This window comes from Pantoea sp. RCC30.1 (genome assembly GCF_058148845.1).
This window is the reverse complement of sequence record NZ_JBXUHX010000028.1, coordinates 1-25,727: the sequence shown is the minus strand read 5'-3', so window position 1 is coordinate 25,727 and position 25,727 is coordinate 1. Positions and strand designations below refer to the sequence as shown.

General features: G+C 56.4%; 22 protein-coding genes and 1 riboswitch. Of the genes, 12 read left to right on the top strand and 10 right to left on the bottom strand.

Annotated features, from left to right (window positions below):
* Nucleotides 1-72: 72 nt before the first annotated feature.
* A complete protein-coding gene (gene lexA / locus AC2LB6_RS19750) occupies nucleotides 73-687 on the bottom strand; it encodes a transcriptional repressor LexA (RefSeq protein WP_010252231.1) in 615 nt (204 codons plus the stop codon).
* Nucleotides 688-792: 105 nt separating this feature from the next.
* On the bottom strand, nucleotides 793-1,161 hold the full coding sequence (locus AC2LB6_RS19745) for a diacylglycerol kinase (protein ID WP_490094810.1): 369 nt from the start codon (nucleotides 1,159-1,161) through the stop codon (nucleotides 793-795).
* 128 nt (nucleotides 1,162-1,289) lie between these two features.
* Here AC2LB6_RS19745 and plsB point away from each other — a divergent pair, with 128 nt between their 5' ends.
* Entirely contained in the window at nucleotides 1,290-3,713 is a 2,424-nt protein-coding gene (plsB, locus tag AC2LB6_RS19740; protein ID WP_490094827.1) for a glycerol-3-phosphate 1-O-acyltransferase PlsB, read from the top strand.
* Nucleotides 3,714-3,818: 105 nt separating this feature from the next.
* Here the strand turns inward: plsB and ubiA are convergent, their stop codons facing one another.
* The 4 genes from ubiA to AC2LB6_RS19720 form a co-directional block, all read right to left on the bottom strand.
* Nucleotides 3,819-4,703 (bottom strand): 4-hydroxybenzoate octaprenyltransferase, encoded by an 885-nt coding sequence (ubiA, locus tag AC2LB6_RS19735; RefSeq protein ID WP_090963672.1) that lies wholly within the window; start codon nucleotides 4,701-4,703, stop codon nucleotides 3,819-3,821.
* 10 nt (nucleotides 4,704-4,713) lie between these two features.
* A complete protein-coding gene (ubiC, locus tag AC2LB6_RS19730) occupies nucleotides 4,714-5,226 on the bottom strand; it encodes a chorismate lyase (protein ID WP_490094809.1) in 513 nt (170 codons plus the stop codon).
* 86 nt (nucleotides 5,227-5,312) lie between these two features.
* The gene (gene psiE / locus AC2LB6_RS19725) at nucleotides 5,313-5,723 is read right to left on the bottom strand and encodes a phosphate-starvation-inducible protein PsiE (RefSeq protein ID WP_090963668.1); all 411 of its coding nucleotides are present in this window, start codon (nucleotides 5,721-5,723) and stop codon (nucleotides 5,313-5,315) included.
* Nucleotides 5,724-5,793: 70 nt separating this feature from the next.
* Nucleotides 5,794-6,501, bottom strand: coding sequence for a UTRA domain-containing protein (locus AC2LB6_RS19720; RefSeq protein ID WP_490094826.1), 708 nt, complete (start codon nucleotides 6,499-6,501; stop codon nucleotides 5,794-5,796).
* A 206-nt stretch (nucleotides 6,502-6,707) separates the two neighbouring features.
* Here AC2LB6_RS19720 and AC2LB6_RS19715 point away from each other — a divergent pair, with 206 nt between their 5' ends.
* The 6 genes from AC2LB6_RS19715 (at nucleotide 6,708) to AC2LB6_RS19690 (ending at nucleotide 12,972) form a co-directional block, all read left to right on the top strand.
* The gene (locus AC2LB6_RS19715) at nucleotides 6,708-7,769 is read left to right on the top strand and encodes an ABC transporter substrate-binding protein (RefSeq protein WP_490094808.1); all 1,062 of its coding nucleotides are present in this window, start codon (nucleotides 6,708-6,710) and stop codon (nucleotides 7,767-7,769) included.
* Between the two features lie 20 nt (nucleotides 7,770-7,789).
* Nucleotides 7,790-8,602 carry an alkaline phosphatase family protein gene (locus AC2LB6_RS19710; RefSeq protein WP_490094807.1) on the top strand — a complete coding sequence of 271 codons (813 nt, stop codon included), beginning with the start codon at nucleotides 7,790-7,792 and terminating at the stop codon, nucleotides 8,600-8,602.
* Entirely contained in the window at nucleotides 8,599-9,444 is an 846-nt protein-coding gene (locus AC2LB6_RS19705; RefSeq protein ID WP_490094806.1) for an ABC transporter permease, read from the top strand. The genes AC2LB6_RS19710 and AC2LB6_RS19705 overlap by 4 nt, the downstream gene beginning before the upstream one ends.
* An 11-nt stretch (nucleotides 9,445-9,455) precedes the next feature.
* Nucleotides 9,456-10,241, top strand: a complete 786-nt coding sequence (locus AC2LB6_RS19700; protein ID WP_490094805.1) for an ABC transporter permease — start codon at nucleotides 9,456-9,458, stop codon at nucleotides 10,239-10,241.
* A 2-nt stretch (nucleotides 10,242-10,243) separates the two neighbouring features.
* Nucleotides 10,244-11,236 carry an ABC transporter ATP-binding protein gene (locus tag AC2LB6_RS19695; RefSeq protein ID WP_490094804.1) on the top strand — a complete coding sequence of 331 codons (993 nt, stop codon included), beginning with the start codon at nucleotides 10,244-10,246 and terminating at the stop codon, nucleotides 11,234-11,236.
* A gap of 110 nt (nucleotides 11,237-11,346) precedes the next feature.
* Nucleotides 11,347-12,972 (top strand): Na/Pi cotransporter family protein, encoded by a 1,626-nt coding sequence (locus AC2LB6_RS19690; protein ID WP_490094803.1) that lies wholly within the window; start codon nucleotides 11,347-11,349, stop codon nucleotides 12,970-12,972.
* An 88-nt stretch (nucleotides 12,973-13,060) separates the two neighbouring features.
* On the opposite strand, the gene panS is transcribed toward AC2LB6_RS19690, so the two are convergent.
* The 3 genes from panS to lysC all read right to left on the bottom strand — a co-directional run bounded on the left by panS (nucleotide 13,061) and on the right by lysC (nucleotide 16,446).
* Nucleotides 13,061-13,978, bottom strand: a complete 918-nt coding sequence (panS, locus tag AC2LB6_RS19685; protein ID WP_003855809.1) for a ketopantoate/pantoate/pantothenate transporter PanS — start codon at nucleotides 13,976-13,978, stop codon at nucleotides 13,061-13,063.
* A gap of 183 nt (nucleotides 13,979-14,161) precedes the next feature.
* Nucleotides 14,162-14,854 carry an aquaporin Z gene (gene aqpZ / locus AC2LB6_RS19680; RefSeq protein ID WP_490094802.1) on the bottom strand — a complete coding sequence of 231 codons (693 nt, stop codon included), beginning with the start codon at nucleotides 14,852-14,854 and terminating at the stop codon, nucleotides 14,162-14,164.
* 239 nt (nucleotides 14,855-15,093) lie between these two features.
* Nucleotides 15,094-16,446, bottom strand: a complete 1,353-nt coding sequence (gene lysC / locus AC2LB6_RS19675) for a lysine-sensitive aspartokinase 3 (protein WP_490094801.1) — start codon at nucleotides 16,444-16,446, stop codon at nucleotides 15,094-15,096.
* 113 nt (nucleotides 16,447-16,559) lie between these two features.
* Nucleotides 16,560-16,752, bottom strand: a riboswitch (Lysine riboswitch).
* 391 nt (nucleotides 16,753-17,143) lie between these two features.
* Between lysC and pgi the strand changes: the two genes are divergently transcribed.
* The 5 genes from pgi to AC2LB6_RS19650 all read left to right on the top strand — a co-directional run bounded on the left by pgi (nucleotide 17,144) and on the right by AC2LB6_RS19650 (nucleotide 23,284).
* Nucleotides 17,144-18,790, top strand: a complete 1,647-nt coding sequence (gene pgi, locus AC2LB6_RS19670; protein WP_090963648.1) for a glucose-6-phosphate isomerase — start codon at nucleotides 17,144-17,146, stop codon at nucleotides 18,788-18,790.
* A gap of 566 nt (nucleotides 18,791-19,356) precedes the next feature.
* The gene (gene yjbE, locus AC2LB6_RS19665; RefSeq protein WP_090963646.1) at nucleotides 19,357-19,614 is read left to right on the top strand and encodes an exopolysaccharide production protein YjbE; all 258 of its coding nucleotides are present in this window, start codon (nucleotides 19,357-19,359) and stop codon (nucleotides 19,612-19,614) included.
* A gap of 192 nt (nucleotides 19,615-19,806) precedes the next feature.
* On the top strand, nucleotides 19,807-20,454 hold the full coding sequence (locus AC2LB6_RS19660) for a YjbF family lipoprotein (protein ID WP_490094800.1): 648 nt from the start codon (nucleotides 19,807-19,809) through the stop codon (nucleotides 20,452-20,454).
* Nucleotides 20,451-21,194, top strand: coding sequence for a capsule biosynthesis GfcC family protein (locus tag AC2LB6_RS19655; RefSeq protein ID WP_490094799.1), 744 nt, complete (start codon nucleotides 20,451-20,453; stop codon nucleotides 21,192-21,194). The genes AC2LB6_RS19660 and AC2LB6_RS19655 overlap by 4 nt, the downstream gene beginning before the upstream one ends.
* Complete coding sequence (locus tag AC2LB6_RS19650; protein WP_490094798.1) at nucleotides 21,194-23,284, top strand: YjbH domain-containing protein; 2,091 nt, start codon at nucleotides 21,194-21,196, stop codon at nucleotides 23,282-23,284. The genes AC2LB6_RS19655 and AC2LB6_RS19650 overlap by 1 nt, the downstream gene beginning before the upstream one ends.
* Before the next feature lie 150 nt (nucleotides 23,285-23,434).
* On the opposite strand, the gene metH is transcribed toward AC2LB6_RS19650, so the two are convergent.
* Nucleotides 23,435-25,727 (bottom strand): methionine synthase (gene metH, locus AC2LB6_RS19645; protein WP_490094797.1); only part of this gene is annotated, 2,293 nt, incomplete at its 5' end.

The window sequence follows — 25,727 nt, the reverse complement described above, 5'->3', positions numbered from 1 at the left end:
CAGTAAAGCAGGCGACAAAATTAGGGCAGACAGAATAGCATCAGAAAAGGCGAATGCACGTAGCCCTCACAATCAGAGCCACTCGCCGTTACGGACCACGCCAACCGCCAGACCTTCAATAGTCAGCGACTGAGCACGGGTATCGACAACAATCGGGTCGAAATCGCTGTTTTCGGGCAGCAGATGCACGATAGCACCCTGCTTTTTCCAGCGTTTAACGGTGACTTCATCATCAATGCGGGCAACGACAACCTGGCCATTGCGCACATCCTGGGTTTTATGGACCGCGAGCAGGTCGCCGTCCATAATCCCGATATCTTTCATCGACATTCCACTGACGCGCAGAAGGAAGTCAGCAGACGGCTTAAACAGGCCCGGATCCACTTTGTAATGGGTTTCGATATGTTCCTGCGCCATGATCGGCTCACCGGCAGCAACCCGGCCAATCAACGGCAGCCCTTCAGAGGCTTCTTCTTCCATTAACAGACGAATGCCACGCGATGCACCGGAAACGATCTCGATGACGCCTTTGCGCGCCAGCGCTTTCAGATGCTCTTCTGCCGCATTCGGCGAGCGGAAGCCCAGCTGCGCGGCAATCTCTGCACGCGTAGGCGGCATGCCCGTTGAAGAAATATGGTCGCGAATCAGGTCATAGACCTGCTGCTGTCTGCTGGTTAATGCTTTCATCCCGCCCCCTGGTTGTTTATACAGTCGCTGTGAGTATATACAGGTATTGGCGAAATGGAAACCGATTGTCAGGGAAAACGCGCCCTCAGGCGCGTTATGGAAGGCTTATCGCAAATGTGTCCAGAGGAGCGCGATCCACACAAACAGGGCCAGTAAGATGCTGATCAGTACCGCCGCAGAGCCCATGTCCTTTGCCCGGCCCGCCAGCGGATGATGCTCCTGGCCGATGCGGTCAACCACCGCTTCAATGGCGCTATTGAGGATTTCGACAATGACCACCAGCACCACCGCCCCAATCATAAGGATGCGGGAGATCACATCGACATCCAGCCAGCACGCGATAATAATAGCGACCAGCGCAGCCAGTGCTTCCTGGCGAAACGCCGCTTCATGTTGCCAGGCGGCTCGCAGTCCCTGCCATGAGTAACCTGCGGCTTTTACAATTCTGATAAGTCCGGTGGCATTATTTGCCATGATGTGGGAACCCTTTCATCGGATTGACGTCAATGTCTGGGCTGCGTGCAATTGGCACCACCACAGATATTCGCTGCGCTTTCTGCTATGCTTGCGGCGCTTTGCTAACAAGAGGCTTCATGTTGTCTATGTCAGGTTGGCGTAAACTCTATTACAAATTGCTTAATTTACCACTCTCCTTTTTGGTAAAAAGTAAGGCCATTCCGGCCGATCCTGTGTCTGAACATGGTCTGGATCCGACCCGACCTATTATGTATGTTTTGCCTTACGATTCGAAGGCTGACTTACTGACTTTACGTGCACAGTGTCTGCGGCATCATCTGCCCGACCCGCTCTCTCCACTGGAGATTGATGGTTCACTGCTGCCGCGCCACGTGTTTATTCACAATGGCCCGCGCGTATTCCCCTATTTTGTGCCCAGTGTGGAATCGGTGAAAATCTTTCACGATTACCTCGACCTGCATCGCAATAATCCTAAGCTCGATATTCAGATGCTGCCGGTCACCGTGATGTTTGGCCGCGCGCCAGGACGTGAAGTCCAGGGCGAAGCTACGCCACACCTGCGGGTGCTGAACGGGGTGCAGAAGTTCTTTGCGGTTATCTGGCACGGGCGCGACAGTTTTGTCCGTTTCTCGCCTACCGTTTCGCTTCGCCGCATGGCAACCGAACACGGTACGGATCAGTCGATCGCCCAGAAGCTGGCTCGCGTGGCGCGCATCCATTTTGCCCGTCAGCGCCTGGCGGCAATCGGTCCGCGTTTACCGGCGCGTCAGGATCTGTTTAATCGTCTGCTGCAATCCAAAGCCATTGAAAAAGCCGTCGAAGATGAAGCGCGCAGCAAAAAAATCTCCCATGAGAAAGCGCAGCAGAATGCCGTCGAGATGATGGAGGAAATTGCCGCTAACTTCTCTTATGAAGCGATTCGCGTCACCGACCGTGTGATGGGCTGGCTCTGGAGTCGTCTCTATCAGGGCATCAACGTTAATGGCGGTGAAAAAGTTCGCCAGCTGGCGCAGGATGGCCACGAAATTGTCTATGTGCCGTGCCATCGCAGCCACATGGATTATCTGCTGCTCTCCTATGTGCTCTATCACCAGGGGCTGGTGCCACCGCACATCGCTGCGGGTATCAATCTCAACTTCTGGCCAGCCGGCCCGATTTTCCGTCGTCTGGGCGCTTTCTTTATTCGTCGTACCTTTAAGGGCAACAAGCTCTACGCCACGGTGTTCCGCGAATATCTCGGCGAGCTGTTCACCCGGGGTTATTCGGTTGAGTACTTTGTCGAAGGAGGCCGTTCACGTACCGGTCGCCTGCTTGACCCTAAAACCGGCACCTTAGCCATGACGCTGCAGGCAATGCTGCGCGGCGGCAATCGTCCAATCACGCTGGTGCCGATCTATATCGGCTATGAGCATGTGATGGAAGTGGGTACTTACGCCAAAGAACTACGCGGCGCGGCGAAAGAGAAAGAGGGCTTCATGCAGATGGTGCGCGGCTTACGCAAGCTGCGCAACCTCGGTCAGGGTTACGTTAACTTTGGCGAACCGCTGCCGCTGGTTAACTATCTCAACAAGCGGGTTCCGGAGTGGCGCGATGCGATCGATCCGATTGAGCCGCAGCGTCCGAGCTGGTTAACGCCGACCGTCAATGATATCGCGGCCAGCCTGATGGTGCGTATTAATGAAGCGGGCGCGGCCAATGCCATGAACCTCTGTGTGACGGCGCTGCTGGCGTCACGTCAGCGCTCACTAACCCGTGAACAGCTGATAGAACAGCTGGAGTGCTATACCCAGCTGCTGCGCAATGTGCCCTACTCGCCAAACGCGACCGTACCCGATCTCACCGCGGAAGCGCTGCTGGATCACGCCCTGGGTATGAATAAGTTTGAGAGTGAAAAGGACAGCATTGGCGACATCATCATTCTGCCGCGCGAGCAGGCGGTGCTGATGACCTACTATCGCAACAACATTCATCACATGCTGGTTATGCCGTCGCTGATTGCCGCCATTGTTCAGCAGCATCAGACGCTGAGCGAAGCAGAACTGCTACGTCAGGTAAGCCTGATTTATCCGATGCTGAAGAGTGAACTGTTCCTGCGCTGGCAGACCGATGAACTGCCACAACTGCTCACTGATGTGAGTCAGGAGCTGGCGCGTCAGGGCCTGATTACATTCGAAGCGGGTGAGTTGCGCTTTACCGCAGCACGCTATCGCACGCTGCAACTGCTGGCTGCCGGTGTGCGCGAAACGCTACAGCGTTATGCCATTACCTTCTCCATTCTCAGCGCCAAGCCGACGATTAACCGTGGCACGCTGGAGAAAGAGAGCCGGACGCTGGCACAGCGTCTGTCGGTACTGCACGGGATCAATGCGCCGGAGTTCTTCGACAAAGCAGTCTTTACCTCGCTGGTACTGACGCTGCGCGATGAGGGGTATATCAGCGACAGCGGTGATGCCGATGTCGCGCAGACTCTGGCGACCTGGCATATCCTGGCTGACCTGGTCACCAGTGATGTCCGCATGACGATTGAAACTGCGGTAGCGCACGACTGACACCCGCTTACAGTAAAAAGGCGACCTCATGAGGTCGCCTTTTTTATAGGTCAGGTCTGGTCTGGTTCGATTCGCAGTGAGACGGTGCCTGCTCAGGGGACACGGTCAGAACAGCTGACTGAACGGCGGCGTATTCATCAGTACGCCCAGGAACAGCACCATTCCGACATAGTTGTTATTCAGGAAAGCCTGAAAGCAGGGCTGGCGTTCACGCCCGGCGATCAGCTTCTGCTGATAAACAAACAGGGCAGCCGCCAGTAGCAGCGTCCAGTAGAAGGCACCATTCAGATGCAGCATCATGCCCACCAGCGCCATCAGCAGCAGGGTCGCCAGTTGCAGCAGACCAATGATCAACTTGTCGAAGCGACCAAATAAAATCGCGGTCGATTTCACGCCAATCTTCAGATCATCATCCCGGTCCACCATCGCATACTGCGTGTCATAAGCGACCGTCCAGCAGATGTTAGCGATAAATACCAGCCAGCAGACCAGAGGTAAGGACTCACTAACTGCGGACCAGGCCATAGGAATCGCCCAGCCAAACGCGGCCCCCAGCACCACCTGCGGCAGATGGGTATAGCGCTTCATAAAGGGATAGACCCAGGCCAGCGCCAGCCCCACGACGGAGAGCATAATCGTCATCAGGTTCATGGTCAGCACCAGCGCAAAAGCCACCAGCGCCAGAATCACGAACAGCAGCTTAGCCTCTTTTGCACTGACCACGCCGCTGGCCAGTGGGCGGTGCTTCGTGCGCTCTACATGACCATCGACTTTGCGATCGGCGTAGTCGTTGATCACACAACCGGCCGCACGCATGACAATCACTCCGGCCACAAATACCGCCAGCACCGGCAGCGGCGGAATCGACATATCCGCCAGCCATAATGCCCAGAGCGTTGGCCACATCAGCAGCAGCGTACCGATGGGTTTGTCGATACGCATCAGGCGAGCATAGGCCCGCCACTTATTCATACTTAAGCTATTTTGCACCACAGGATCCTCAGACCAGATCGCGATAAAGCGGCGATGCCGGTAAAAACAGTTCAGTCAGCAGCAGCGGTTTGCCGGAGAGACGCAGGCGCGAACGCCGACCCCACAATCCCTCTACCTGGCCCGGATCAATAAAATCGCGGGTCAGCGTCGACGAGGAGAAGAGATAGCGACCCAAAGGACGGGTGCCCAGCTGTTGCAGCATCGCCTCTGGCCCATTGAGAGTGCTTTCCGGCACCAGCGTGCGGCCAGCCAGCCAGGGCTGATCGTCGCCGAAAAGTAGCACTTCACGCAGCCAGAAGCGTTCATCGTCTGGCAATAGCGCCCTTTCCTCATCCAATTCGCTGGCGTCGATAAAGCCTTCACGCAGCGGCTGAACCGTGACCCGCTGGCAATGCTGTTCAAAACGGCGCGTCATTGAATCCTCCTCCATCAGCCAGCCAAGCAATGGTGGCGCAAGGGTGGCGTGCGACGGAGAAAGCCAGTTGAGCGAACGTAATAAGCTGAGTGCGTCTTGCGACATAGCACCACTCCCGATAATTTTCAGGTCGCTAGTTTAGCGCAGAGAAGCGATGCGAACACCTGCCGTCGTGTCAGACGGCAGGAGGATTACTCGCGTTTCAGCCGGTTGCTGTTTGCCAGCCACAGGGTGATCACCAGAATCAGAATCGCCGCAGAGTAGCAGAGCGTATCGAAGGGATTTTTATGGTCGACGATGATCAGGCGGATAATGGCCGTGATCCCGATATAGACAAAATAGCGCAGCGGGAAGTGATAGCCCGACTGAAAGTACTTAACAATCAGGGCGATAAATTCGAAGTAGAGGAAATAGATGACGATTCCATCAATCAGCAGATAGGAGGAAGCCTGCTCGCCGGTGTTAAACAGCACGTTTGCCAGATGGATAGTTTCTTTGCCTAAAAAGACGATCAGGATGATCGCCAGACTCAGCAGACCCAGATTCAGCACCCATTGCAGTACCGTTGCAAGGTGGCGGGCCAAAGGATTTTTATCACTCATGTTGCGCCTTTAAAAGGAGTTATTAGCGCGCGGTATCATGCGCGAGTGTGACGCAAATCACAATAACTCCTCAGGCCTCCACATCAACACAGAGCGCATCGTAGCGCCAGTATTCACAGTCGCAGTCAATTACCTCTTTTTGCTGGTTGCGGTTGATGCGGGTAATCAGCAAGCCGGGGCTGCCCGGTGCCACATTCAGCGTGGGTGCAGCAACCTCCGGCAGCGGACCAGGAAGAATCGTGAAGCGCGCGCCGCCGTATCGAATACCGTAGCGCTGGTCATAGAGATCGGTCAGGGAACGGGTCAGATCTTCATTGAGCAGCCCAGGGAAAAAACGCGGATTAAGGTAGTGTTCAACATAGAGCACCGCGCGCCCATCGATGCGCCGCAGGCGGCGGATGCAGTAAACCGCCGAACCGGGAGCCAGCCGCAGCGCCGTCGCTACGCTGTCGTGCGCTGCGACCTGCTCTGCGGCGATGACTTCGGTGGTCGCCTGCCGTCCCTGCTCCATCGCCATAGCATGAAAGTGGCTGTGATGCAGCGGGTTGTAGATCAGGCGAGGCGGCGCGATAAACCAGCCACGACGCAGTTCCCGGTAGATCATCCCCTGCGCCTCCAGGTTGCCCAGCGCTTCCCGCAGGGTAATCCGCGTGGTACTGAACGCCTCGCTTAAGGCACGCTCCGACGGCAGTCGCCCGCCGCTGAATTCACCCGCCTGAATGCGCGTCAGCAGTGCGCTGGCAATCGCATCCGCCGTTTTGAGTGCTATCGACTCCACAACAGTAGCCTCATTTTGGTGCGACTCCGCACTCTGACTGATCAGGTAAACGCGCCAGTGACGGGCAAACGGGTCACGTCTCTTGTCGCCCATCCCCCGCACCGCACCGCCTTGTCATAAATCGTTCATATACAGGGGCTACATTGGCTCGGTTCTTGCTGGACTAGACCAGCCAGGCTCATCAACTTACACCCGGAGCAACTGAGATGAAAGCGTTTATCGCCTCTGTAGTAGCCAGTGCTGTAGTCCTCACCCTGCCCGTTGCGCAGGCCGCCGATAACGATCTCGCCGCGCTGGAAAAAGCCGCGCGCAGTGAAGGTCAGGTCAACAGCGTCGGGATGCCGGACAGCTGGGCCAACTGGAAAGATACCTGGAACGACATCAGCACCAAATATGGCCTTAAGCACAGCGATACCGATATGTCATCGGCGCAGGAGCTGGCGAAATTCGATGCAGAGAAAGACAACGCCAGCGCTGACATCGGTGACGTGGGCGCCGCCTTTGGCCCGATCGCCGTTGCTAAAGGTGTCACCCAGCCCTACAAACCGACGCACTGGGATCAGATTCCAGCCTGGGCAAAAGACAAAGACGGTCACTGGGCGCTGGCTTATACCGGCACCATCGCCTTTCTGATCGACAAGCAGCAGGTTAAAGATATCCCCCACAGCTGGGCCGATCTGAAGAAAGGTAAGTATGTGGTTACTATCGGTGACGTCGGCGTGGCTGCTCAGGCGGCTAACGGCGTGCTGGCTGCAAACTACGCTTTAGGCGGTGATGAGAAGAACCTGAAACCCGCGCTGGCGTTCTTTGCCGATCTGGCAAAACAGGGGCGTCTTGGCGTGACCGATCCGGTGATTGCTAACATCGAAAAAGGCGAAGTGCAGATGGCGGTGGTATGGGACTTTAACGCCCTTAACTACCGTGACCAGATCGACAAAAACCGCTACGAAGTGGTGATCCCATCTGACGGTTCAGTGACCTCCGGTTACACCACCCTCATCAACAAATATGCCAGACACCCTAACGCCGCAAAACTGACGCGCGAATATATCTTCTCAGACCAGGGACAGATCAATCTGGCGAAGGGCTATGCCCGCCCGATTCGTGCCGAGCATCTGACGCTGCCAGCGGACGTTCAGGCTCGCCTGCTGCCGCAGTCAGAATATAAAAATGCCCGTCCGGTTAAGGATCAGGCTGCATGGGATAAATCGTCGAAAATGCTGCCGCGCCTGTGGCAGGAAAACGTCATCATTAACATGCAGCAGTAATTCGCGGCAGGGAGAACGGAATGAAAACCATCCTGGTAGTGCTGGACGGCCTGAGCAATCAGGTCGCACAACATGCAATGGGTTACCTGCATGCCGAATGTTCGCAGGGCAACGGGTTCTATTACCGTATGACCTGTGAATTACCCTCACTGTCGCGCCCGCTTTATGAGTGTATTCTGACCGGGGTTCCGCCGGTCAGAAGCGGAATTATTCATAATGGCGTCAGCCGGTTAAGTCGCGAACGCAGCGTGTTTCACTTTGCGCGAGCGGCGGGACTGACGACAGCGGCGGCAGCCTACCACTGGGTGAGTGAACTTTATAACCGCACACCGTTCGTTCCGGCGCGCGATCGTCACACCGACGCGCCGGACCTGCCCATTCAGTTCGGCCATTTTTATTCTGACGATAGCTATCCCGACTCGCACCTGTTTGAAGATGCAGAGAGCCTGCGGCTGCGTCACGATCCCGATTTTCTGCTGATCCACCCGATGAATATTGATGATGCCGGCCATAAATCGGGGCTCTCCTCGCCGCAGTACCGCAACCGGGCGCGCATCGCCGACGGCCTGCTGTCGCAGTGGATGCCGCTGTGGCTGGCCGAGGGCTACCAGGTGATGGTGACCGCCGATCACGGCATGAATGACGATCGCTCCCACGGCGGCATTCTGCCGGAGGAGACCACGGTGCCGCTGTTTGTCTTTGGCCGTGCTTTCTCGCTGCAGCCTGACCTTGCCCCACAGCAGACCGACCTGTGCGGCACGCTGTGTGAACTGCTTGAAGTGGCGCATGACAAGCCGGTCTGTCGCGGCCTGCTGGCGGAGTTACAAAGATGAAGGGAAAAGGATTCGCACTGCTACTGCTGTTACCTTTCACCCTGTTCTGGGTCGCCTTTCAGCTGGCACCGCTGTTGTGGATTGCCATCAACAGCTTCTGGAGTGACATGAACAGCCAGTGGGGTTGGGATAACTATCACGACATCCTCACCTCACCGTTCTATCAGCAGGCATTTCGCTTTTCGCTGGATATCTCGCTCTGGTCCAGCGTCTGGGGATTACTGATTGCGCTGATCACCGGTTATTCGCTGCATCAGCTCGGCGGCGGACGACTGCAGCGTTTTCTTATCTCTTTTACCAACATGACCAGCAACTTTGCCGGTGTCCCGCTGGCGTTTGCCTTTGTGATTCTGCTGGGGCTGAACGGCTGCCTGACACTGCTGCTGCGCCATTATGGTGTGATTGAGAGCTTCAGACTCTTCTCGCGCAACGGCATGGTGCTGGTTTACACCTGGTTCCAGATCCCGCTGGGCGTGCTGCTGCTCTACCCGGCATTCGACGGGCTGAAAAAAGAGTGGCAGGAGTCCGCTGCACTGCTGGGTGCCAGCCGCTGGCGCTACTGGTGGCATATCGGCCTGCCGATTCTGTTCCCGGCGCTGCTCGGAACCTTTGTCATCCTGCTGGCGAATGCGCTGGGCGCTTACGCCACGATTTACGCCCTGACCACCGGTAATTTCAACGTGGTGCCGGTGCGCATCGCCGCGCTGGTCTCGGGTGATATCTCGCTTGATCCCAACACTGGCAGCGCGCTGGCGATGCTGCTGGTGGCCATTATGGCGCTCATCACCCTGGTGCAGCAGTATCTGGTGCGCCGCAGCTATCTCAATGCGAAACAGCCATGAAAGGAGCCGTCATGTCGCGTGCTGAGCACCTTTATCACCGGATCATGGTCGGGTTCCTTTTTATCCTGCTGGCGCTGCCGTTGCTGGCTACGCTGCTCTATGCGATCTCGTCCGACTGGAGTAACACCATTCTGCCGCAGGGCTACAGCCTGAAGTGGTTCATCCAGCTCTGGAGCGACCCGCGTTTTCTGACAGCGCTGGGTCATTCGCTGCTGATTTGCTTTGGTGCGCTGCTGTTCTCGCTAGTGCTGGTATTACCTGCCATGTTTGTAATCGCTTACTATTTTCCTCGACTGGATGCGGTGATGAACATCCTGATCCTGATGCCTTTCGCCGTGCCGCCGGTGGTGTCATCCGTGGGATTACTCCAGCTCTACTCTTCGTCACCGCTGATGCTGACCGGCACGCCGTGGATCTTAATCGGCTGTTATTTCACTATCGCACTGCCCTTTATCTACCGGGCGCTGGCAAACAATATGCAGGCAATCAACCTCAAAGAGCTGATTGATGCTGCACAGCTGCTGGGTGCCAGCACCTGGCAGGCGGCGGTCTGGGTGGTGCTGCCCAACCTGCGCAAAGGGATGCTGATTGCCGTGCTGCTCTCTTTCTCCTTCCTGATTGGTGAGTTTGTTTTCGCTAACCTGCTGGTCGGCAACCGCTATGAAACCCTGCAGGTTTACCTCTTCAACATGCGTAACGGCAGCGGTCACTTCACCAGCGCGCTGGTGATCTCCTACTTCTTTGTGGTGCTGCTGGTCACCTGGCTGGCCAACGCCCTGAATCCCGAACGAGGCTGAATATGAGTTACCTTGAGGTCAAAGAGCTGAACAAGTCCTATGGACCGACGCCCATTTTCGAGCAGATCGATTTCAGCGCCGCCGAGGGAGAATTTGTCACCCTGCTCGGCCCCAGCGGCTGCGGCAAATCAACCCTGCTGCGCTGTCTGGCGGGATTAACCGGCGTTGATAGCGGTGAAATCCGGCTGGAGGGCAAAGATATCGTGCCGCTGGCCCCGCAGAAGCGCGCCATCGGCATGGTGTTCCAGAGTTATGCGCTGTTTCCCAACATGACGGTGGAGAAGAACGTCGCGTTTGGCCTGAAGATGCAGAAACTGCCCGAAGCGCAGATCCGCCAGCGGGTGCTGGAGGTGCTGGAGCTGGTTGAACTCAGTGACTATGCGCGCCGTTATCCGCATCAGCTGTCAGGCGGACAGTGTCAGCGCGTGGCGCTGGCGCGTTCGCTGGTCACCCGGCCGCGTCTGCTGCTGCTGGATGAGCCGCTGTCGGCGCTGGATGCGCGTATCCGTCGCCATTTGCGCGATCAAATCCGGCGCATCCAGCGTGAGCTGAATCTCACCACCCTGTTCGTCACCCACGATCAGGAGGAGGCGCTGACGCTCTCCGATCGCATCGTGCTGATGAACCGGGGCAAAATCGTGCAGAACGGCGATGCCGAAGCGCTTTATACCCAGCCAGTTGATCTGTTCGCCGCCGGATTTATCGGCAACTACAACCTGCTCAGCGCTGAACAGGCGACGCGCCTGATTGGCCAGCCTTTCAATAGCCAGGTGGCCATTCGCCCGGAGTCGATGCTGTTCACCGCACCGGGCCAGGGCATTCCTGCCGAAATCCTCAGTCACAGCCTGCTGGGCAACGTGATCCGCTATCGTATTCGGGCCCATGACGTAGAGCTTTCGGTGGATGTGCTTAACCGATCGGCGGCGGATTTGCATCCCGCTGGCAGGAAGATTGGTCTACAATTAGAAATGTCGACTTTGCGCCAGGTTGCTTAAAACACAGGAAAAAATCACGCATAGCACGGCAATCCCCTTCACAGATTGCTCTCTCTGTCAGGCTGGCAGTCTGTGCTGCTTGAAGCCTGACGAACGAGGAGCGACACCACGTGTTAACCCTGCTTAATCTACTCTCTGCGGTGGCCCTGCTGGTCTGGGGCACGCACATTGTGCGAACCGGCATCATGCGGGTCTACGGTGCCGATTTGCGCCGCGTCCTGAGCCGCAGCATCGAAAAAAAACCGATGGCGTTTCTGGCGGGCATTGGCGTAACCACGCTGGTGCAGAGCAGTAATGCCACGACGTTGCTGGTCACCTCTTTTGTGGCGCAGAATCTGGTCAGCCTGACACCCGCGCTGGTGGTGATTCTGGGCGCGGATGTCGGTACCGCCATCATGGCGCGTATCCTGACCTTTGACCTCTCCTGGCTTTCTCCGCTGTTTATCTTCTTTGGCGTGGTGTTTTTCCTCAGCCGCAAGCAGACCCGCGCCGGTCAGCTAGGCCGCGCCAGTATCGGCCTGGGCCTGATATTGCTGGCGCTGCAACTGATAGTCGAAGCGGCTCGCCCGATTACTCAGGCCGCCGGTGTCCAGGTGCTCTTCTCCAGCCTGACCGGTGACGTGATGCTCGATGCGCTGCTGGGCGCGGTGTTCGCCATTATCAGTTATTCCAGCCTGGCCGCGGTGCTGATTACTGCGACGCTGACCGCCACCGGCGTGATTTCGTTTAAGGTCGCGCTCTGTCTGGTGATTGGTGCCAATCTCGGTAGCGGCCTGCTGGCGATGATCAACGCCAGCGGCTCCAATGCGGCGGGCAAACGCGTGGCGCTCGGTAGCCTGCTGTTCAAGCTGATCGGCTGTGTGCTGATCCTGCCGTTTGTCGATATTGTGGCGGAGTGGCTCGACAAGCTGCCGGTCAACGACGAAGAGTTAGTGATTTTCTTCCATGTGTTTTACAACCTGATCCGCTGCGTGGCGATGGTGCCGTTTGCTGACCTGATGGCGCGCCTCTGCCGTCGTATGATCGCCGACGACGTGGATAACGCGCTGCACCTCAAGCCGAAGCACCTCGATCGCAGCGCGCTGGATACGCCGGCGCTGGCGCTGGTGAATGCTGCCCGGGAAGCGTTGCGCATGGGTGACGTGCTTGAGCAGATGCTGGAGGCGTTTAATAAGGTGGTGCATGGCGAATCCCGCGAGGAACGCACGGTGCGCAGGCTGGATGATGATGTCGATGTGCTTTATACCGCCATCAAGCTCTATCTGGCGCGGATGCCAAAAGAGGATCTGCCCGAAGAGGATTCGCGCCGCTGGGGCGAAATTATCGAGATGTCGCTGAATCTGGAGCAGGCCGGGGACATCATTGAGCGGATGAGCGGCGATGTGGCTGACAAGTCGCTGGCAGCGGGCCGCGCGTTTTCTGCCGAGGGATTAAAAGAGTTGCAGGAGCTGCACGAGCTGTTGATTGCCAATCTCAGAATGAGTCTGTCGGTATTTCTGTCGCACGATGTCACCAGCGCCAAACGGCTGCGGCGCGCGAAACATCGATTCCGCCTGATGATTCGCCGCTATTCTCACGCCCATGTTGATCGCCTGCACCAGCAGAACGTGCAGAGCATTGAGACCAGCTCGCTGCACCTCGGTTTACTCGGCGACATGAAGCGCCTGAATTCCCTGTTCTGCAGCGTGGCCTATACCGTGCTGGAACAGCCCGACGATGAGCGTGATTACGAATAAGGTGTGTGAACAGACAGTTGCGCCAGGCTGAAAACGCCCGGCGCAGCTGCAGTGAGAAGCGGCGCATCAGAATAATACGCCGCCACGGTTACTTCTTCTTAATCGGCTTTCCGGACCAGTAACCCGCCAGCAGTGAACCTGACAGGTTGTGCCACACCGAGAACAGCGCGCCCGGCAATGCCGCCAGCGGCGAGAAGTAGAGTTTGCCCAGCGTCGCCGCCAGACCGGAGTTCTGCATGCCGACTTCCAGCGCCAGGGTGCGGCAGGTTGACTCATCGAAGCCAAACAGTTTGCCGCCCCAGTAACCGCCAAGCAGGCCAATCGCGTTATGCAGTATCACCGCCGCGATCACCATCAGACCCACGGATCCGATAAAGCCCTGACTGCCCGCCACCACCGCGCTGATGATCAGCAGAATGCAGACCATCGAAAATGCTGGCAGCCAGGGTTCCACCCGGCGAACCACGCTGTTCATGCTGTGATGAATGATCAGTCCAAGGCTAATCGGGATCACGACGATCTTCACGATGCTCAGCAGCATGCCCACCACATCAACCTGAATGTGGGTATCAACATAAAAGCGGGTTAACAGCGGCGTGGCGAACACGCCCACCAGCGCGGAAACGGAAGAAATGGTCACCGACAGCGCCACATCTCCTTTCGCCAGATAGATCATCACGTTGCTGGCGGTGCCACTGGCAACTGAGCCGACCAGAATCATACCGGCTGCCAGATCGGGCGGCATATGAAACAGTTTTGCCAGTCCCCAGGCGGCTAACGGCATCACCAGATAGTGCAGGAAAGTTCCGGCAATCACCGGCGCAGGCCGGGTCAGCACCCGTTTGAAATCGTCGATATTCAGGGTGACACCCATGCCGAACATAATCAGCATCAGCAGATAAGTGACCCAGGGACCGATGCCGAGAAAGGTACCAGGAGAGTAATAAGCGGCGACAGACAACAGCACGGCCCAGAGCGGGAACAGGCGGGTTAACGTGGCGAGCATAGCCAGACTTCCTTATAAGAATGTTATGTTTTATGCAGATTTGCCATAGAGATACGCCATGCAGGAACGACTGCCGTGACGAAGGCGGGATCATAACATTTCATTATCATGGCGTAAGGCGAAGATGGGCCGAGGCGGGAAAATGCGGATCGACTGCTGCCGATCCGCTGCATATCGAAGAAATTACGCTGCTTTTTCCTCTAAACCGCGGTAGATCAAACCACCAATCACGGCACCGATAATCGGCATCAACCAGAACATCCACAGTTGAGAGATCGCCCAGTCACCCTGGAAGAGGGCTGCTGCGGTGCTACGGGCCGGGTTAACGGAGGTGTTGGTCACCGGAATACTGATCAGGTGGATCAGGGTTAATGCCAGACCGATCGCGATCGGCGCAAAACCTTTCGACGCGCGTTCGCTGGTGGCACCCATGATGACAATCAGGAAGATTGCTGTCATCACCCCTTCGGTGATCATGCCCGCCTGCAGGCTGAAGCCACCCGGCGAGTGTTCGCCGTATCCGTTCGCCGCAAAGCCGCTGGCCGCTGCACTGAATTCGCCTTTACCGCTGGCGATCAGATAGAGCACTGCGCCCGCGACGATGCCACCAGCCAGTTGCGCGATGATGTAAGGGATGGCCTGTGATGCGGGAAAACGTCCGCCTGCCACTAATCCCAGGGTCACGGCCGGGTTAAAGTGACCGCCCGAAATGTGACCGACCGCATACGCCATGACCAGCACGCTCAGCCCGAAAGCCAGCGCCACGCCCATGAAGCCAATGCCCAGTTCCGGGAACGCAGCTGACAGTACGGCACTACCACAACCGCCTGCGACCAGTACGAAAGTACCCAGCGCCTCTGCGACTAACCTTTTCATGATATTTCCTAAATTTGGGTGAATTGATTCAGCGGCGGGATTATAAATCTGAGGAAAGGGAGCGCAACGCAACTACACAACATGCGCAGAGAAGGGGTTGCCATTTGGCAATGACATGAGTTAATGGCTTGTATTTATGTAAATTAGTGGAAGTCGCGTAACGGGAAGCTATCGGGGAAAGGTGAACCGTTTTTGCCGCTTTTCAGGCCGCGCTGAGGCGGCCTGAACGGCAGAGATGCTTACTCGAACAGATTGCGATGGAGCGTACGCACCACACTTTCCGCATCGTTGCCCGGCACCAGGAAGCAGAGATTGTAGCTGCTGGCACCATAGCAAATCATCCGCAGGTTGAACGGGTCGAGTACACCAAATACCTCTTTGCCGACGCCGCACGCTTTTGACAGCTGGTTGCCGATAATCGCCACCAGCGCCAGATCTTCTTCCACTTCTACCCGGCACAGCGACGAGAGTTCAGTCAGCAAAGCCTGAGTCAGCAGACTGGCGCTGGTTGAGGTTGAACCGGTCGTATCCAGGGTCAGCGCCACGCTCACTTCGGAGGTGGTGATCAGGTCAACCGACACATTGTGACGCGCCAGAATGTTGAACAGTTCGGCGAGGAAACCAAACGTATGCAGCATGTTAAGGCTGTGCAGCGTTAACAGCGTCTGCTTACGGCGTAAAGCCAGCGCCCGGAACAGCGGCGGGTTGCGGGTTTCGTTGCAGACGCGGGTACCGCCCGCTGCCGGATCCTTGCTGGAACCGACGAATACCGGAATACCCCGGCGCACAGCGGGAAGCAGCGTCGCCGGGTGCAGCACTTTCGCACCGAAGGTCGCCATTTCGGCGGCTTCTTCGAATGTGATTTCATCAATGCGCTTCGCCGTCGGCACCACGCGCGGATCGGTGGTGTAGATGCCCGGCACATCTGTCCAGATATCCACACGCGCCGCGTTCAGCGCTTCGCCCAGCAGCGCAGCGGTGTAATCACTGCCACCACGGCCTAAGGTAGTGGTGCGCCCTTCGCTTTCACTGCCAATGAAACCCTGAGTAATGACCAGCGCCTGCTCAATGCGCGGCTGCAACTGCACCGTCGCCTGCTCCGCCAGCACCTGAACATCCGGAACCGCCCGGCCAAAATGATCGTCGGTACGCATGACCTTGCGGACATCGAACCACTCCGCGTTAATCTGACGTTCACGCAGAATTTCCACAAACAGCAGTGATGACATCAACTCGCCGTGGCTGACCAGTTCATCGGTCAGGGCATTCGAGGTGGCCAGTGAAGCAGCTTCGGAGAGCATGCTGATGTTGTCGATCATGCGATCGATTTCATCGCGGATCACTTCCGGACGCTGCAGGCGATCAACAATGGCGTACTGGATACGGCGGATATCATCAAGCAGCACAGCGCGCTGAGGAGCCTGCTGGCCTTCAGCCAGCGCAACCAGCAGATTAGTAATGCCCGCCGAAGCAGAAAGCACGACCAGACGCGTGCTGGCGTCCTGCAACACCACATCGGCGCTGCGGTTCATCGCTTCAAAATCGGCTACGCTAGTGCCGCCGAATTTTGCCACTATCAGTGTTTGAGACATGTAGGACCTCGTGTCAGGTTATCTTGTTCTCGCCGATGAAAGGGTCGAGAAACATTCTTTCAGCCAGGCACAAGGAAAGAGCAGAAACGGGCGGACAAGATCGGATAGACGAGTCACCCAGAAGCGCCCCACCTTGCGAAACGTCGACTGCAGACGTTTCTGGTGACAACCCAGAGGATTCAGCCCCTGTAGCCGACAGGCAACACACCGCGTGCTGACCCACCTCGGCGTCGCTCCCCATGATGTGTTTTCACCGGATACGGTTCCTCCAACACACTGCCTGGGCGACGCGCCTCTTCTGGCTTGCGCACAGGTGCGCAAGTAGGCGCATAGATTTAGCCTTTTCTGGACCTGCTGTCAATGTCAGCGATGGCCGGAGAGCCGCATCAGAAAACAAATTAACCTGCGCCGCAGCGGCTACAGTGCTTAATGGGTTCAGCCCCTGCAATAATCCCTGACACGGCACAACGTTTTATGCAGACTTTCGCGTCACACTTTGTCGCGCGTTGCTTCTGCGACCCGCGGGCTGTCCGCGCCAGTGAATGCTGACGATAAACCGTCGCGTTGAAATCGCCTGCCCGACGCGCGCTGACAAAATTTTTCCTTTCAGTTACAACTGTGGTCATACTGAAACGCTAAACGGGCATGATGTGCCTCCGATGGAATGACGGTTCTTAATATCAACAAGAGTGTTGCCATGAAAAATATCAATCCGACACAAACCGCAGCCTGGAAAGCGCTGCAACAGCATTTTGAGCAGATGAAATCGGTAGAAATTGCCGATCTGTTCGCCCAGGATGCCGATCGTTTTGCCAAATTCTCTGCCACCTTTGATGATCAGATGCTGGTGGATTTCTCTAAAAACCGCATCACCCAGGAAACCCTCGATAAGTTACAGGCGCTGGCCAAAGAGACCGATCTCAGCGGTGCCATTAAGTCTATGTTCTCGGGTGAGAAGATTAACCGCACCGAAGATCGTGCGGTGCTGCATGTCGCACTGCGTAACCGGAGTAACACGCCGATTCTGGTGGATGGCAAAGATGTGATGCCTGAAGTCAATGCGGTGCTGGACAAGATGAAAGGCTTCTCCGAACGCATCATCAGCGGCGAATGGAAAGGCTATACCGGTAAAGCGATCACTGACGTGGTGAACATTGGAATCGGCGGCTCCGACCTCGGCCCGTTTATGGTGACTGAGGCGCTGCGCCCTTACAAAAACCATCTGAATATGCATTTTGTCTCCAACGTTGACGGCACCCACATCGCCGAAACGCTGAAAGACCTCAGCCCGGAAACCACTTTGTTCCTGGTTGCATCCAAGACCTTCACCACTCAGGAAACCATGACCAACGCCCATAGCGCGCGCGACTGGTTCCTGAAAACTGCAGGCGATCAGCAGCACGTAGCGAAACACTTTGCTGCGCTGTCGACCAACGCCAAAGCGGTGGGCGAATTCGGTATCGACACCAATAATATGTTCGAATTCTGGGACTGGGTTGGCGGCCGCTATTCACTGTGGTCAGCCATCGGCCTGTCGATCATTCTCTCGATTGGCTTTGAAAACTTCGAGCAGCTGCTGAGTGGCGCACATGCCATGGACCAGCACTTCGCAACCACTCCAGCTGAGCAGAACCTGCCGGTTCTGCTGGCGCTTATTGGCATCTGGTACAACAATTTCTTTGGTGCTGAAACCGAAGCGATTCTGCCATACGACCAGTACATGCACCGCTTCGCCGCCTATTTCCAGCAGGGAAATATGGAATCAAACGGCAAGTATGTGGATCGCGCCGGTCATCCGGTGGACTACCAGACGGGCCCAATCATCTGGGGCGAACCTGGCACCAACGGTCAGCACGCGTTTTATCAGCTGATCCATCAGGGTACCAAACTGGTTCCGTGTGACTTCATTGCCCCGGCGATTACCCATAACGCGCTGACAGATCACCATCCGAAGCTGCTCTCTAACTTCTTTGCTCAGACCGAGGCGCTGGCGTTTGGTAAGTCACGCGACGTCGTCGAGAAAGAGTTTACCGATGCCGGTAAATCTGCAGAGTCAGTAGCCCATATCGTGCCGTTCAAAGTGTTTGAAGGTAACCGCCCGACTAACTCCATTCTGCTGCGTGAGATCACCCCATACAGCCTGGGCGCGCTGATTGCCCTGTATGAGCATAAAATCTTCACTCAGGGTGCCATCCTGAACATCTTCACTTTCGATCAGTGGGGTGTGGAATTAGGTAAGCAGCTGGCGAATCGTATTCTGCCGGAACTGGAAAACGAGGACGAAATTACCACTCATGACAGTTCCACTAATGCCTTAATTAACCGCTATAAATCCTGGCGTTAATCGGTATTAATTTAATCGGGCGGCAACTTTGCCGCCCTTTTTTTGTCTGTTTTAACGCCTTATTGGGCAATTTTTGGATTAAGCGATAAACCCTGACGCGGGAAAAGTCCTAAAATACCCTAAGATAATTCTGAACATCGGCCTGCGGAATAGAGAGACATCCAGTATAAAATGGATCTGAAAAGCCAATGCTTATTGGTTTAGCCGTTGATTCATAATCATATTTAATTTTAGCCGGCCTGAGTAAATTCTGATTATTCTTATTCCGTACCAGATATTAATAAAAAAGAACATTACGCTTTGCATTCCACTTAGCTACAGCGAAATATAGGGTATCAACCGGAAATACTCCGATATAAAAAGCAGTTATCCCCAATTTTACTGATTAAATCACGCAATCACCCCGCCATTTGCCCTGGTTTTTATAGCACTGAACTCTGATATTTTGTTGCCCTATAATGAACGCGCCCGCAATGGGACTGTCCGTCGCACTGGTCGCAGCCTGTCTGCATAGCCATTGTCGCCGGTCAGAGATCCTTCATTCACTCAATGCAGGAAACGTTGTTATGAAAAAAACTATGGTTGCCGGTGCAGCCTTGATCCTCGTTGCCGCCTCCTCCAGCGCATTTGCTGCGCCGCAGGAAGCCGGTGAAGCAGGTACTGCAGCAGGCGCGCAGGCGGGAGCAATCTCGTCCGGCACGTCCACCGCTGTCGGTATCGGCGCACTTGGCGCGTTGGTCGGGCTCGGTATTGCCGCTTCTGGCGGTGGTGACGGTGCAAATACCGGTACAACAACCACAACCACGACGAGCACCACTCGTTGATGGATGCCCGATACGCGTCTGATGACTGAACGGTGACAAACGGGCGAGGCTGAAATTCACTACGGTGAGGACTTCAGCAGAGCAACGTAGTCTGCCGCTTTGCTGCCAGACGGGACGGGCAGAGCACCTTTAAACATAACCACACGCCTGTGTGGTTATTTTTACTTTGGCATGACTTATCAGGGACACACAGTGCGCCAACTTCCTCTGCTGCTCGCTTGCCTGCTGCTGCAGGCCTGTACACAAACGCAAAAAGGTCTTGAACAGACTTTGCTGCTCGCGGTTAACGGTCCGGATGACGTCACCGTTACCGATCAACAGGTCAATAATCTTCCTTATGCCAGTCTCTATGCTCGTCTGAATGAAGGTCCGCGCATTTTTGTGGTGCTGGGCTACAGCGAGAAGGGGCAGCAGAAATGGGTCACTCAGGATCAGGCGATGCTGGTGACACAGCATGGCCGCCTGGTTAAAACCCTGGGCTTACCCGATAACCTGCTGAGCGTCAGCAATCTGCAACAGGATCCACTCGCTGACAGCCTGCATATCAGCAACGGCGCAGGCTGGACCCGCATCGTGCAGTGGACCGAGCAGGGCAAGGTTCGCGGCGCGACCGTGCGTTCAACCTTCCAGCGTGGCACCGACGAAGTGCTGACCGTGGCGGGCAACCATATCCCGTGCCGGGTCTGGCATGAGCAGGTGAGCATCGACAGCAGTAACCGCGAGTGGGAAAACACCTTCTGGATCGATAACAGCAGCGGTGATGTGGTGCAGGCCCATCAGATGCTGGCGGCCGATGCCTTCCCTGTCGATATCACTATTCTGAAGCCGGCGAAATCATGAAAAAAATCACTATTTTGCTGGCCGGGCTGAGCCTGTTCAGCGCCGCAGGGGCGCAGGCAGCTGCGCAGGTTATTGTCCATGCACCGCACAACAGCGGTCAGGCTGAGCTGAGCCAGGTCGCGGATCTGTCCCAGCTGGTGACCCTGCCTCCGCTGCAGGTCAATACGGACTGGCGCAGTACCTTTATTGCCGAGCGCAGTGCCACCGCAGTCGCAGAGCAGCACTACCAACAGACGCTGGGCGCATTACGCGCCTGGCGTGCCGACAGCAGCGGCGATCGGGCGGCAGCCATTGATGAGGTGATCCGCCAGCTGAGCGCCATCAAAGTGACAGGTCGCCAGTTTACTTCGCTTGACCCGGACTGGATCCGTCTGCATCCGGCGGATAACCGTCGGCTGGAAGGCAGCTATGACCTCTATCTGCAGGCACCCTCCGACTCGGTGCTGCTGCTCGGCGCACTGAGTGGTGCAGGTAAGGTGAGCTGGCAGCCGGGTAAATCAGTACGCGACTATCTGGATGGTCATGACGCACTTTCCGGGGCTGAACGCAATTTTGTCACGGTGATTGCCCCTTCGGGTGCCACACAGCAGGTGCCGGTTGCCTACTGGAATCATCGCCACGCGGAAGTAGAACCCGGCAGCGTTATCTGGCTCGGCTTTTCGTCATGGAGCCTGCCAGGCAGCGATGAAGACCTGAATGATCGCATTCTTTCCGTACTGACTCACCGGATACCAGACTGATGAAAAAACGTTATCTCTTCAGCCTGTTGGCTGTTTCTGTGGCGGCAGCCTGTCAGGCGCAGGCTGACACTTTCCCTGCGCCGGTGGGGCCTTCACAATCCGATTTCGGTGGCGTGGGCCTGATGCAGGTGCCGACGGCGCGCATGGCCAGAGAGGGCGAATTCAGCCTCAACGCGCGCGACAACGATCAGTACCGCTACTACTCCGCGTCACTGCAGCTCTTTCCCTGGCTGGAGACCACCGTGCGTTATACCGACGTGCGAACCCGTCAGTACAGTGCGGTGTCAGAATTCAGCGGCACGCAGAGCTATAAAGATAAAGCCTTCGACCTGAAACTGCGTCTGTGGCAGGAAGGCTTCTGGCTGCCGGAAGTGGCGGTAGGAACCCGCGACCTCGGCGGTACTGGCCTGTTCGACAGCGAATATCTGGTAGGGACCAAAGCCTGGGGGCCGTTCGACTTCACTCTGGGCATCGGCTGGGGCTATCTCGGCAACAGCGGCACACTGAAGAACCCCTTCTGCTCATATAGCGACAGCTATTGCCAGCGTCCGAAGGTGGGCGAAGCGGGTTCAATCAATGGTTCGCAGATGTTCCACGGTCCGACGGCGCTGTTTGGCGGCGTGGAGTATCAGACGCCCTGGCAGCCGCTGCGTCTCAAGATGGAATATGAAGGCAACGACTACCAGAATGACTTTGCTGGCCGCCTTGATCAGCGCAGCAAGCTCAACGTCGGGGCAATCTATCGCGTGACCGACTGGGCTGACATCAATGCCAGCTACGAACGCGGTAACACCTTTATGTTTGGTGTTACCATTCGCACCAACTTCAACGATCTGCGTCAGGCGCACATCGACAGCGAGAAGCCTTCCTATAATCCGCAGCCGCAACCTAAGTTGCTGGAGCCGACGGTGGTGGGCACTCAGCTGACCGATCTAAAATACAATGCCGGTCTCGATGGTCCGCGTATTCAGACTCAGGGTCATACGCTGTATGTGTCAGGTGAGCAGACGAAGTATCGCGATACCCGTGAAGGAGTGGATCGCGCTAACCGCATCATCATGAACCACCTGCCTGACGGCATCGACACGATCAATGTCACCGAGTCGCGCTTTAACATGCCGCAGGTAACCACTGAGACGAAAGTCGCCAGCCTGCGTAACGATCTGGAAGGCTATCCACTGGGCCATGAGCAGCCGCTGCAACAGACCCGCAACGAACCGGTCGATCCGGGTACCACTGAGCAGGGGATGTTTATCCGTAAAGATCGCCTGAACTACAGTCTGTCGCCAGTGCTGAATCAGTCGGTGGGCGGCCCCGAAAGCTTTTATATGTATCAGGTCGGCGTGATGGCCAGCGCTGATTACTGGCTGACGGATCACCTACTGGTGGGCGGTAGTCTGTTTGGTAACCTCGCCAACAACTACGACAAGTTCAACTACAACGGCGCACCGGCGGACTCTTCGCTGCCGCGTGTACGTACCCATATCCGCGACTACGTTGAGAATAACGTCTACGTCAACGATCTGCAGGCGAACTACATGGGCCAGCTCGGTAACGGCTTCTATGGTCAGGTCTACGGCGGTTATCTGGAGACGATGTACGGCGGTGTGGGTGGCGAGCTGCTCTATCGCCCGGTCGATGCTAACTGGGCGGTGGGCGTTGATGCCAACTATGTCCGTCAGCGTGACTGGGACAACATGATGCAGTTTAACCGCTATAAAGCGACCACCGGCAACCTGACGGGTTACTGGCGTCCGTGGTTTATGCAGGATGTGCTGGTAAAAACCAGCGTAGGACAGTATCTGGCGAAAGATAAAGGCGTGACGGTCGATGTGTCGAAGCGCTTCGACAGCGGCGTAATGGTCGGTGTTTATGCCACCAAAACCAACGTTTCGTCTGAAGAGTATGGCGAAGGCGACTTCACCAAAGGCTTCTATATCTCTATCCCGATGGATCTGTTCACCGTGACGCCAACACGCGGTCGCGCGCAGGTGAACTGGGTGCCGCTGACGCGTGATGGCGGTCAGATGCTGGGTCGTAAGTACCAGCTGTATGATCTGACGTCGGATCGCGACGCTCGCTTCAACTAAGCAGAGGCGGCCTCCGGGCCGCTTCATGCTGATAAGAGAAAGCTGTCTCAGGATGAATCTGGCCGTGTTTACTGCACTGGCTCGATATCACAGCTGACAGCGCTGGAGTTGATTCCCTCCCTTCAGGCGGCCCTCTGGCCGCTTTTTTATTTAGTCCGCATCGTAGCCGAGATTCGGCGCCAGCCAGCGTTCCACCTCTGTAACTGACATTCCTTTGCGTGCCGCATAATCCTCCACCTGGTCACGCTGAATCTGCGCCACGGCAAAATAGCGGCTGTCAGGATGACTAAAGTACCAGCCAGACACCGCCGCACCCGGCCACATCGCATAGGATTCGGTGAGTTTCATGCCGGTCTGCTCTTCCACTGCCAGCAGACGCCAGATAGCGGCTTTTTCGGTATGCTCCGGGCAGGCCGGGTAGCCGGGCGCCGGACGAATCCCCTGATAATTTTCGCGAATCAGCTCTTCATTGCTCAGATTTTCGTTGGGCGCAAAGCCCCAGATCACCTTACGCACCCGCTCGTGCAGATATTCAGCAAAGGCTTCCGCAAGACGGTCAGCCAGCGCTTTCACCATGATCTTGTTGTAGTCATCGTGCTGACGATCGTAGGCCTCCGCCAGCGCATCCTCCTCCAGTCCGCCTGTCACTGCGAACGCGCCGAGATAATCCGCTTTTCCGGCGGTTTTTGGGGCGACAAAATCCGCCAGACAGTAGTTGGCGAAGTCCGTTTTCTCTGTCTGCTGACGTAAGTGATGACTCACACACAACACATCATCGCGCCGCTCATCACTGTAGATATGAATATCATCGCCGACCCGGTTAGCCGGGAAAATACCGACCACACCACGCGGCTTCAGCAGTGACTCCTCACTTAATCTGTCGAGCATAGCATTGGCATCGGCAAACAGACGCTGCGCCTCTTCACCGACCACTTCATCCTCCAGGATGCGAGGATATTTACCCGCCAGCGACCAGGTCATAAAGAATGGCGTCCAGTCGATATAATGGCGCAGCGTGGCAATGCTGGCTTCCACCTGACTGACACCAGGGCGATGCGGCACCGGCGGCGTGTAACTCTCCCAGTCAAGTGAGGTGGCGTTATCGCGCGCCACCTGTAGCGAGACCGGCGGCGTGCGCGGCTTTTTACGTGCATGCTGGATGCGCACGGTTTCGTACTCTTTGCGCGTTCGGGCGACGAAATCGTCTTTTAACGTGGTGGAGAGCAACGACGACACTACGCCAACAGTGCGAGAGGCATTCTGCACGTAGACCGTCGGACCGCTGTAGTGCTGCTCAATTTTGACGGCGGTATGCGCCTTCGAAGTGGTCGCGCCGCCAATCAGTAGCGGTAAGGTAAAGCCCTGCCGCTCCATCTCTTTCGCCATATTGACCATCTCATCCAGCGACGGCGTAATCAGGCCTGACAGGCCGATGATGTCCGCATTCACTTCGCGCGCCGTTTTAAGGATTTTTTCGCCCGGCACCATCACGCCAAGGTCGATAATTTCGTAGTTATTACACTGCAACACCACGCCGACAATGTTTTTGCCGATGTCATGCACGTCGCCTTTAACGGTGGCCAGCACGATTTTACCGTTGCTGCGCCCCGCCTCTTTGCTGGCTTCGATAAAGGGCTCCAGATAAGCCACCGCCTGCTTCATCACGCGCGCCGATTTCACCACCTGCGGCAGGAACATTTTGCCTTCGCCAAACAAATCCCCGACGACGTTCATGCCAGACATCAGCGGGCCTTCAATCACTTCTATCGGACGTGGCACCTGCTGGCGCGCCTCTTCGGTATCCTGCTCGATAAACTCCGTGATCCCTTTGACCAGCGAATACTCCAGCCGCTTCACCACGTCCCAGCTGCGCCACTCCGCGAGCTGTTTTTCCTGCGCACCATCGCTTTTGCCGCCACGGTATTTTTCCGCCAGCGCCAGCAGCCGCTCGGTGCCATCATCCCGGCGGTTAAGAATCACATCCTCTACTGCGTCGCGCAATTCTGCTGGCAAATCGTCATAGATGGCCAGCTGGCCTGCGTTGACGATGCCCATATCCATGCCTTTTCGGATGGCGTAATAAAGAAAAACGGCATGTATCGCTTCACGAACCGGATCGTTGCCACGGAATGAAAACGACACATTGGAGACGCCGCCAGAGATCATCGCATGCGGCAGTTCACGCTTAATGTCTTCACAGGCACCGATGAAATCCATGGCGTAGTTGTTGTGTTCGTCAATACCGGTGGCGACCGCAAAGATGTTGGGATCGAAGATAATATCTTCCGGTGGGAAACCGACCTGTTCGGTGAGGATCTGGTAGGCACGCCGGCAGATCTCAATTTTACGGGCGCGGGTATCCGCCTGGCCCACTTCGTCAAATGCCATGACCACCATCGCCGCGCCATAACGCCGGACCTGGCGCGCATGGTGGATAAAGGCC

Excerpts from the sequence above, each read along its gene's own strand:
- AC2LB6_RS19705 (WP_490094806.1), top strand. The coding sequence starts at position 8,599 with ATGAAGGGAAAAGGATTCGCACTGCTACTGCTGTTACCTTTCACCCTG.
- yjbE (WP_090963646.1), top strand. The coding sequence starts at position 19,357 with ATGAAAAAAACTATGGTTGCCGGTGCAGCCTTGATCCTCGTTGCCGCC.
- AC2LB6_RS19700 (WP_490094805.1), top strand. The coding sequence starts at position 9,456 with ATGTCGCGTGCTGAGCACCTTTATCACCGGATCATGGTCGGGTTCCTT.
- AC2LB6_RS19715 (WP_490094808.1), top strand. The coding sequence starts at position 6,708 with ATGAAAGCGTTTATCGCCTCTGTAGTAGCCAGTGCTGTAGTCCTCACC.
- psiE (WP_090963668.1), bottom strand. The coding sequence starts at position 5,723 with ATGAGTGATAAAAATCCTTTGGCCCGCCACCTTGCAACGGTACTGCAA.
- AC2LB6_RS19745 (WP_490094810.1), bottom strand. The coding sequence starts at position 1,161 with ATGGCAAATAATGCCACCGGACTTATCAGAATTGTAAAAGCCGCAGGT.
- pgi (WP_090963648.1), top strand. The coding sequence starts at position 17,144 with ATGAAAAATATCAATCCGACACAAACCGCAGCCTGGAAAGCGCTGCAA.
- ubiC (WP_490094809.1), bottom strand. The coding sequence starts at position 5,226 with ATGTCGCAAGACGCACTCAGCTTATTACGTTCGCTCAACTGGCTTTCT.
- AC2LB6_RS19655 (WP_490094799.1), top strand. The coding sequence starts at position 20,451 with ATGAAAAAAATCACTATTTTGCTGGCCGGGCTGAGCCTGTTCAGCGCC.
- panS (WP_003855809.1), bottom strand. The coding sequence starts at position 13,978 with ATGCTCGCCACGTTAACCCGCCTGTTCCCGCTCTGGGCCGTGCTGTTG.
- lexA (WP_010252231.1), bottom strand. The coding sequence starts at position 687 with ATGAAAGCATTAACCAGCAGACAGCAGCAGGTCTATGACCTGATTCGC.
- aqpZ (WP_490094802.1), bottom strand. The coding sequence starts at position 14,854 with ATGAAAAGGTTAGTCGCAGAGGCGCTGGGTACTTTCGTACTGGTCGCA.
- AC2LB6_RS19650 (WP_490094798.1), top strand. The coding sequence starts at position 21,194 with ATGAAAAAACGTTATCTCTTCAGCCTGTTGGCTGTTTCTGTGGCGGCA.
- AC2LB6_RS19710 (WP_490094807.1), top strand. The coding sequence starts at position 7,790 with ATGAAAACCATCCTGGTAGTGCTGGACGGCCTGAGCAATCAGGTCGCA.
- AC2LB6_RS19695 (WP_490094804.1), top strand. The coding sequence starts at position 10,244 with ATGAGTTACCTTGAGGTCAAAGAGCTGAACAAGTCCTATGGACCGACG.
- plsB (WP_490094827.1), top strand. The coding sequence starts at position 1,290 with ATGTCAGGTTGGCGTAAACTCTATTACAAATTGCTTAATTTACCACTC.
- lysC (WP_490094801.1), bottom strand. The coding sequence starts at position 16,446 with ATGTCTCAAACACTGATAGTGGCAAAATTCGGCGGCACTAGCGTAGCC.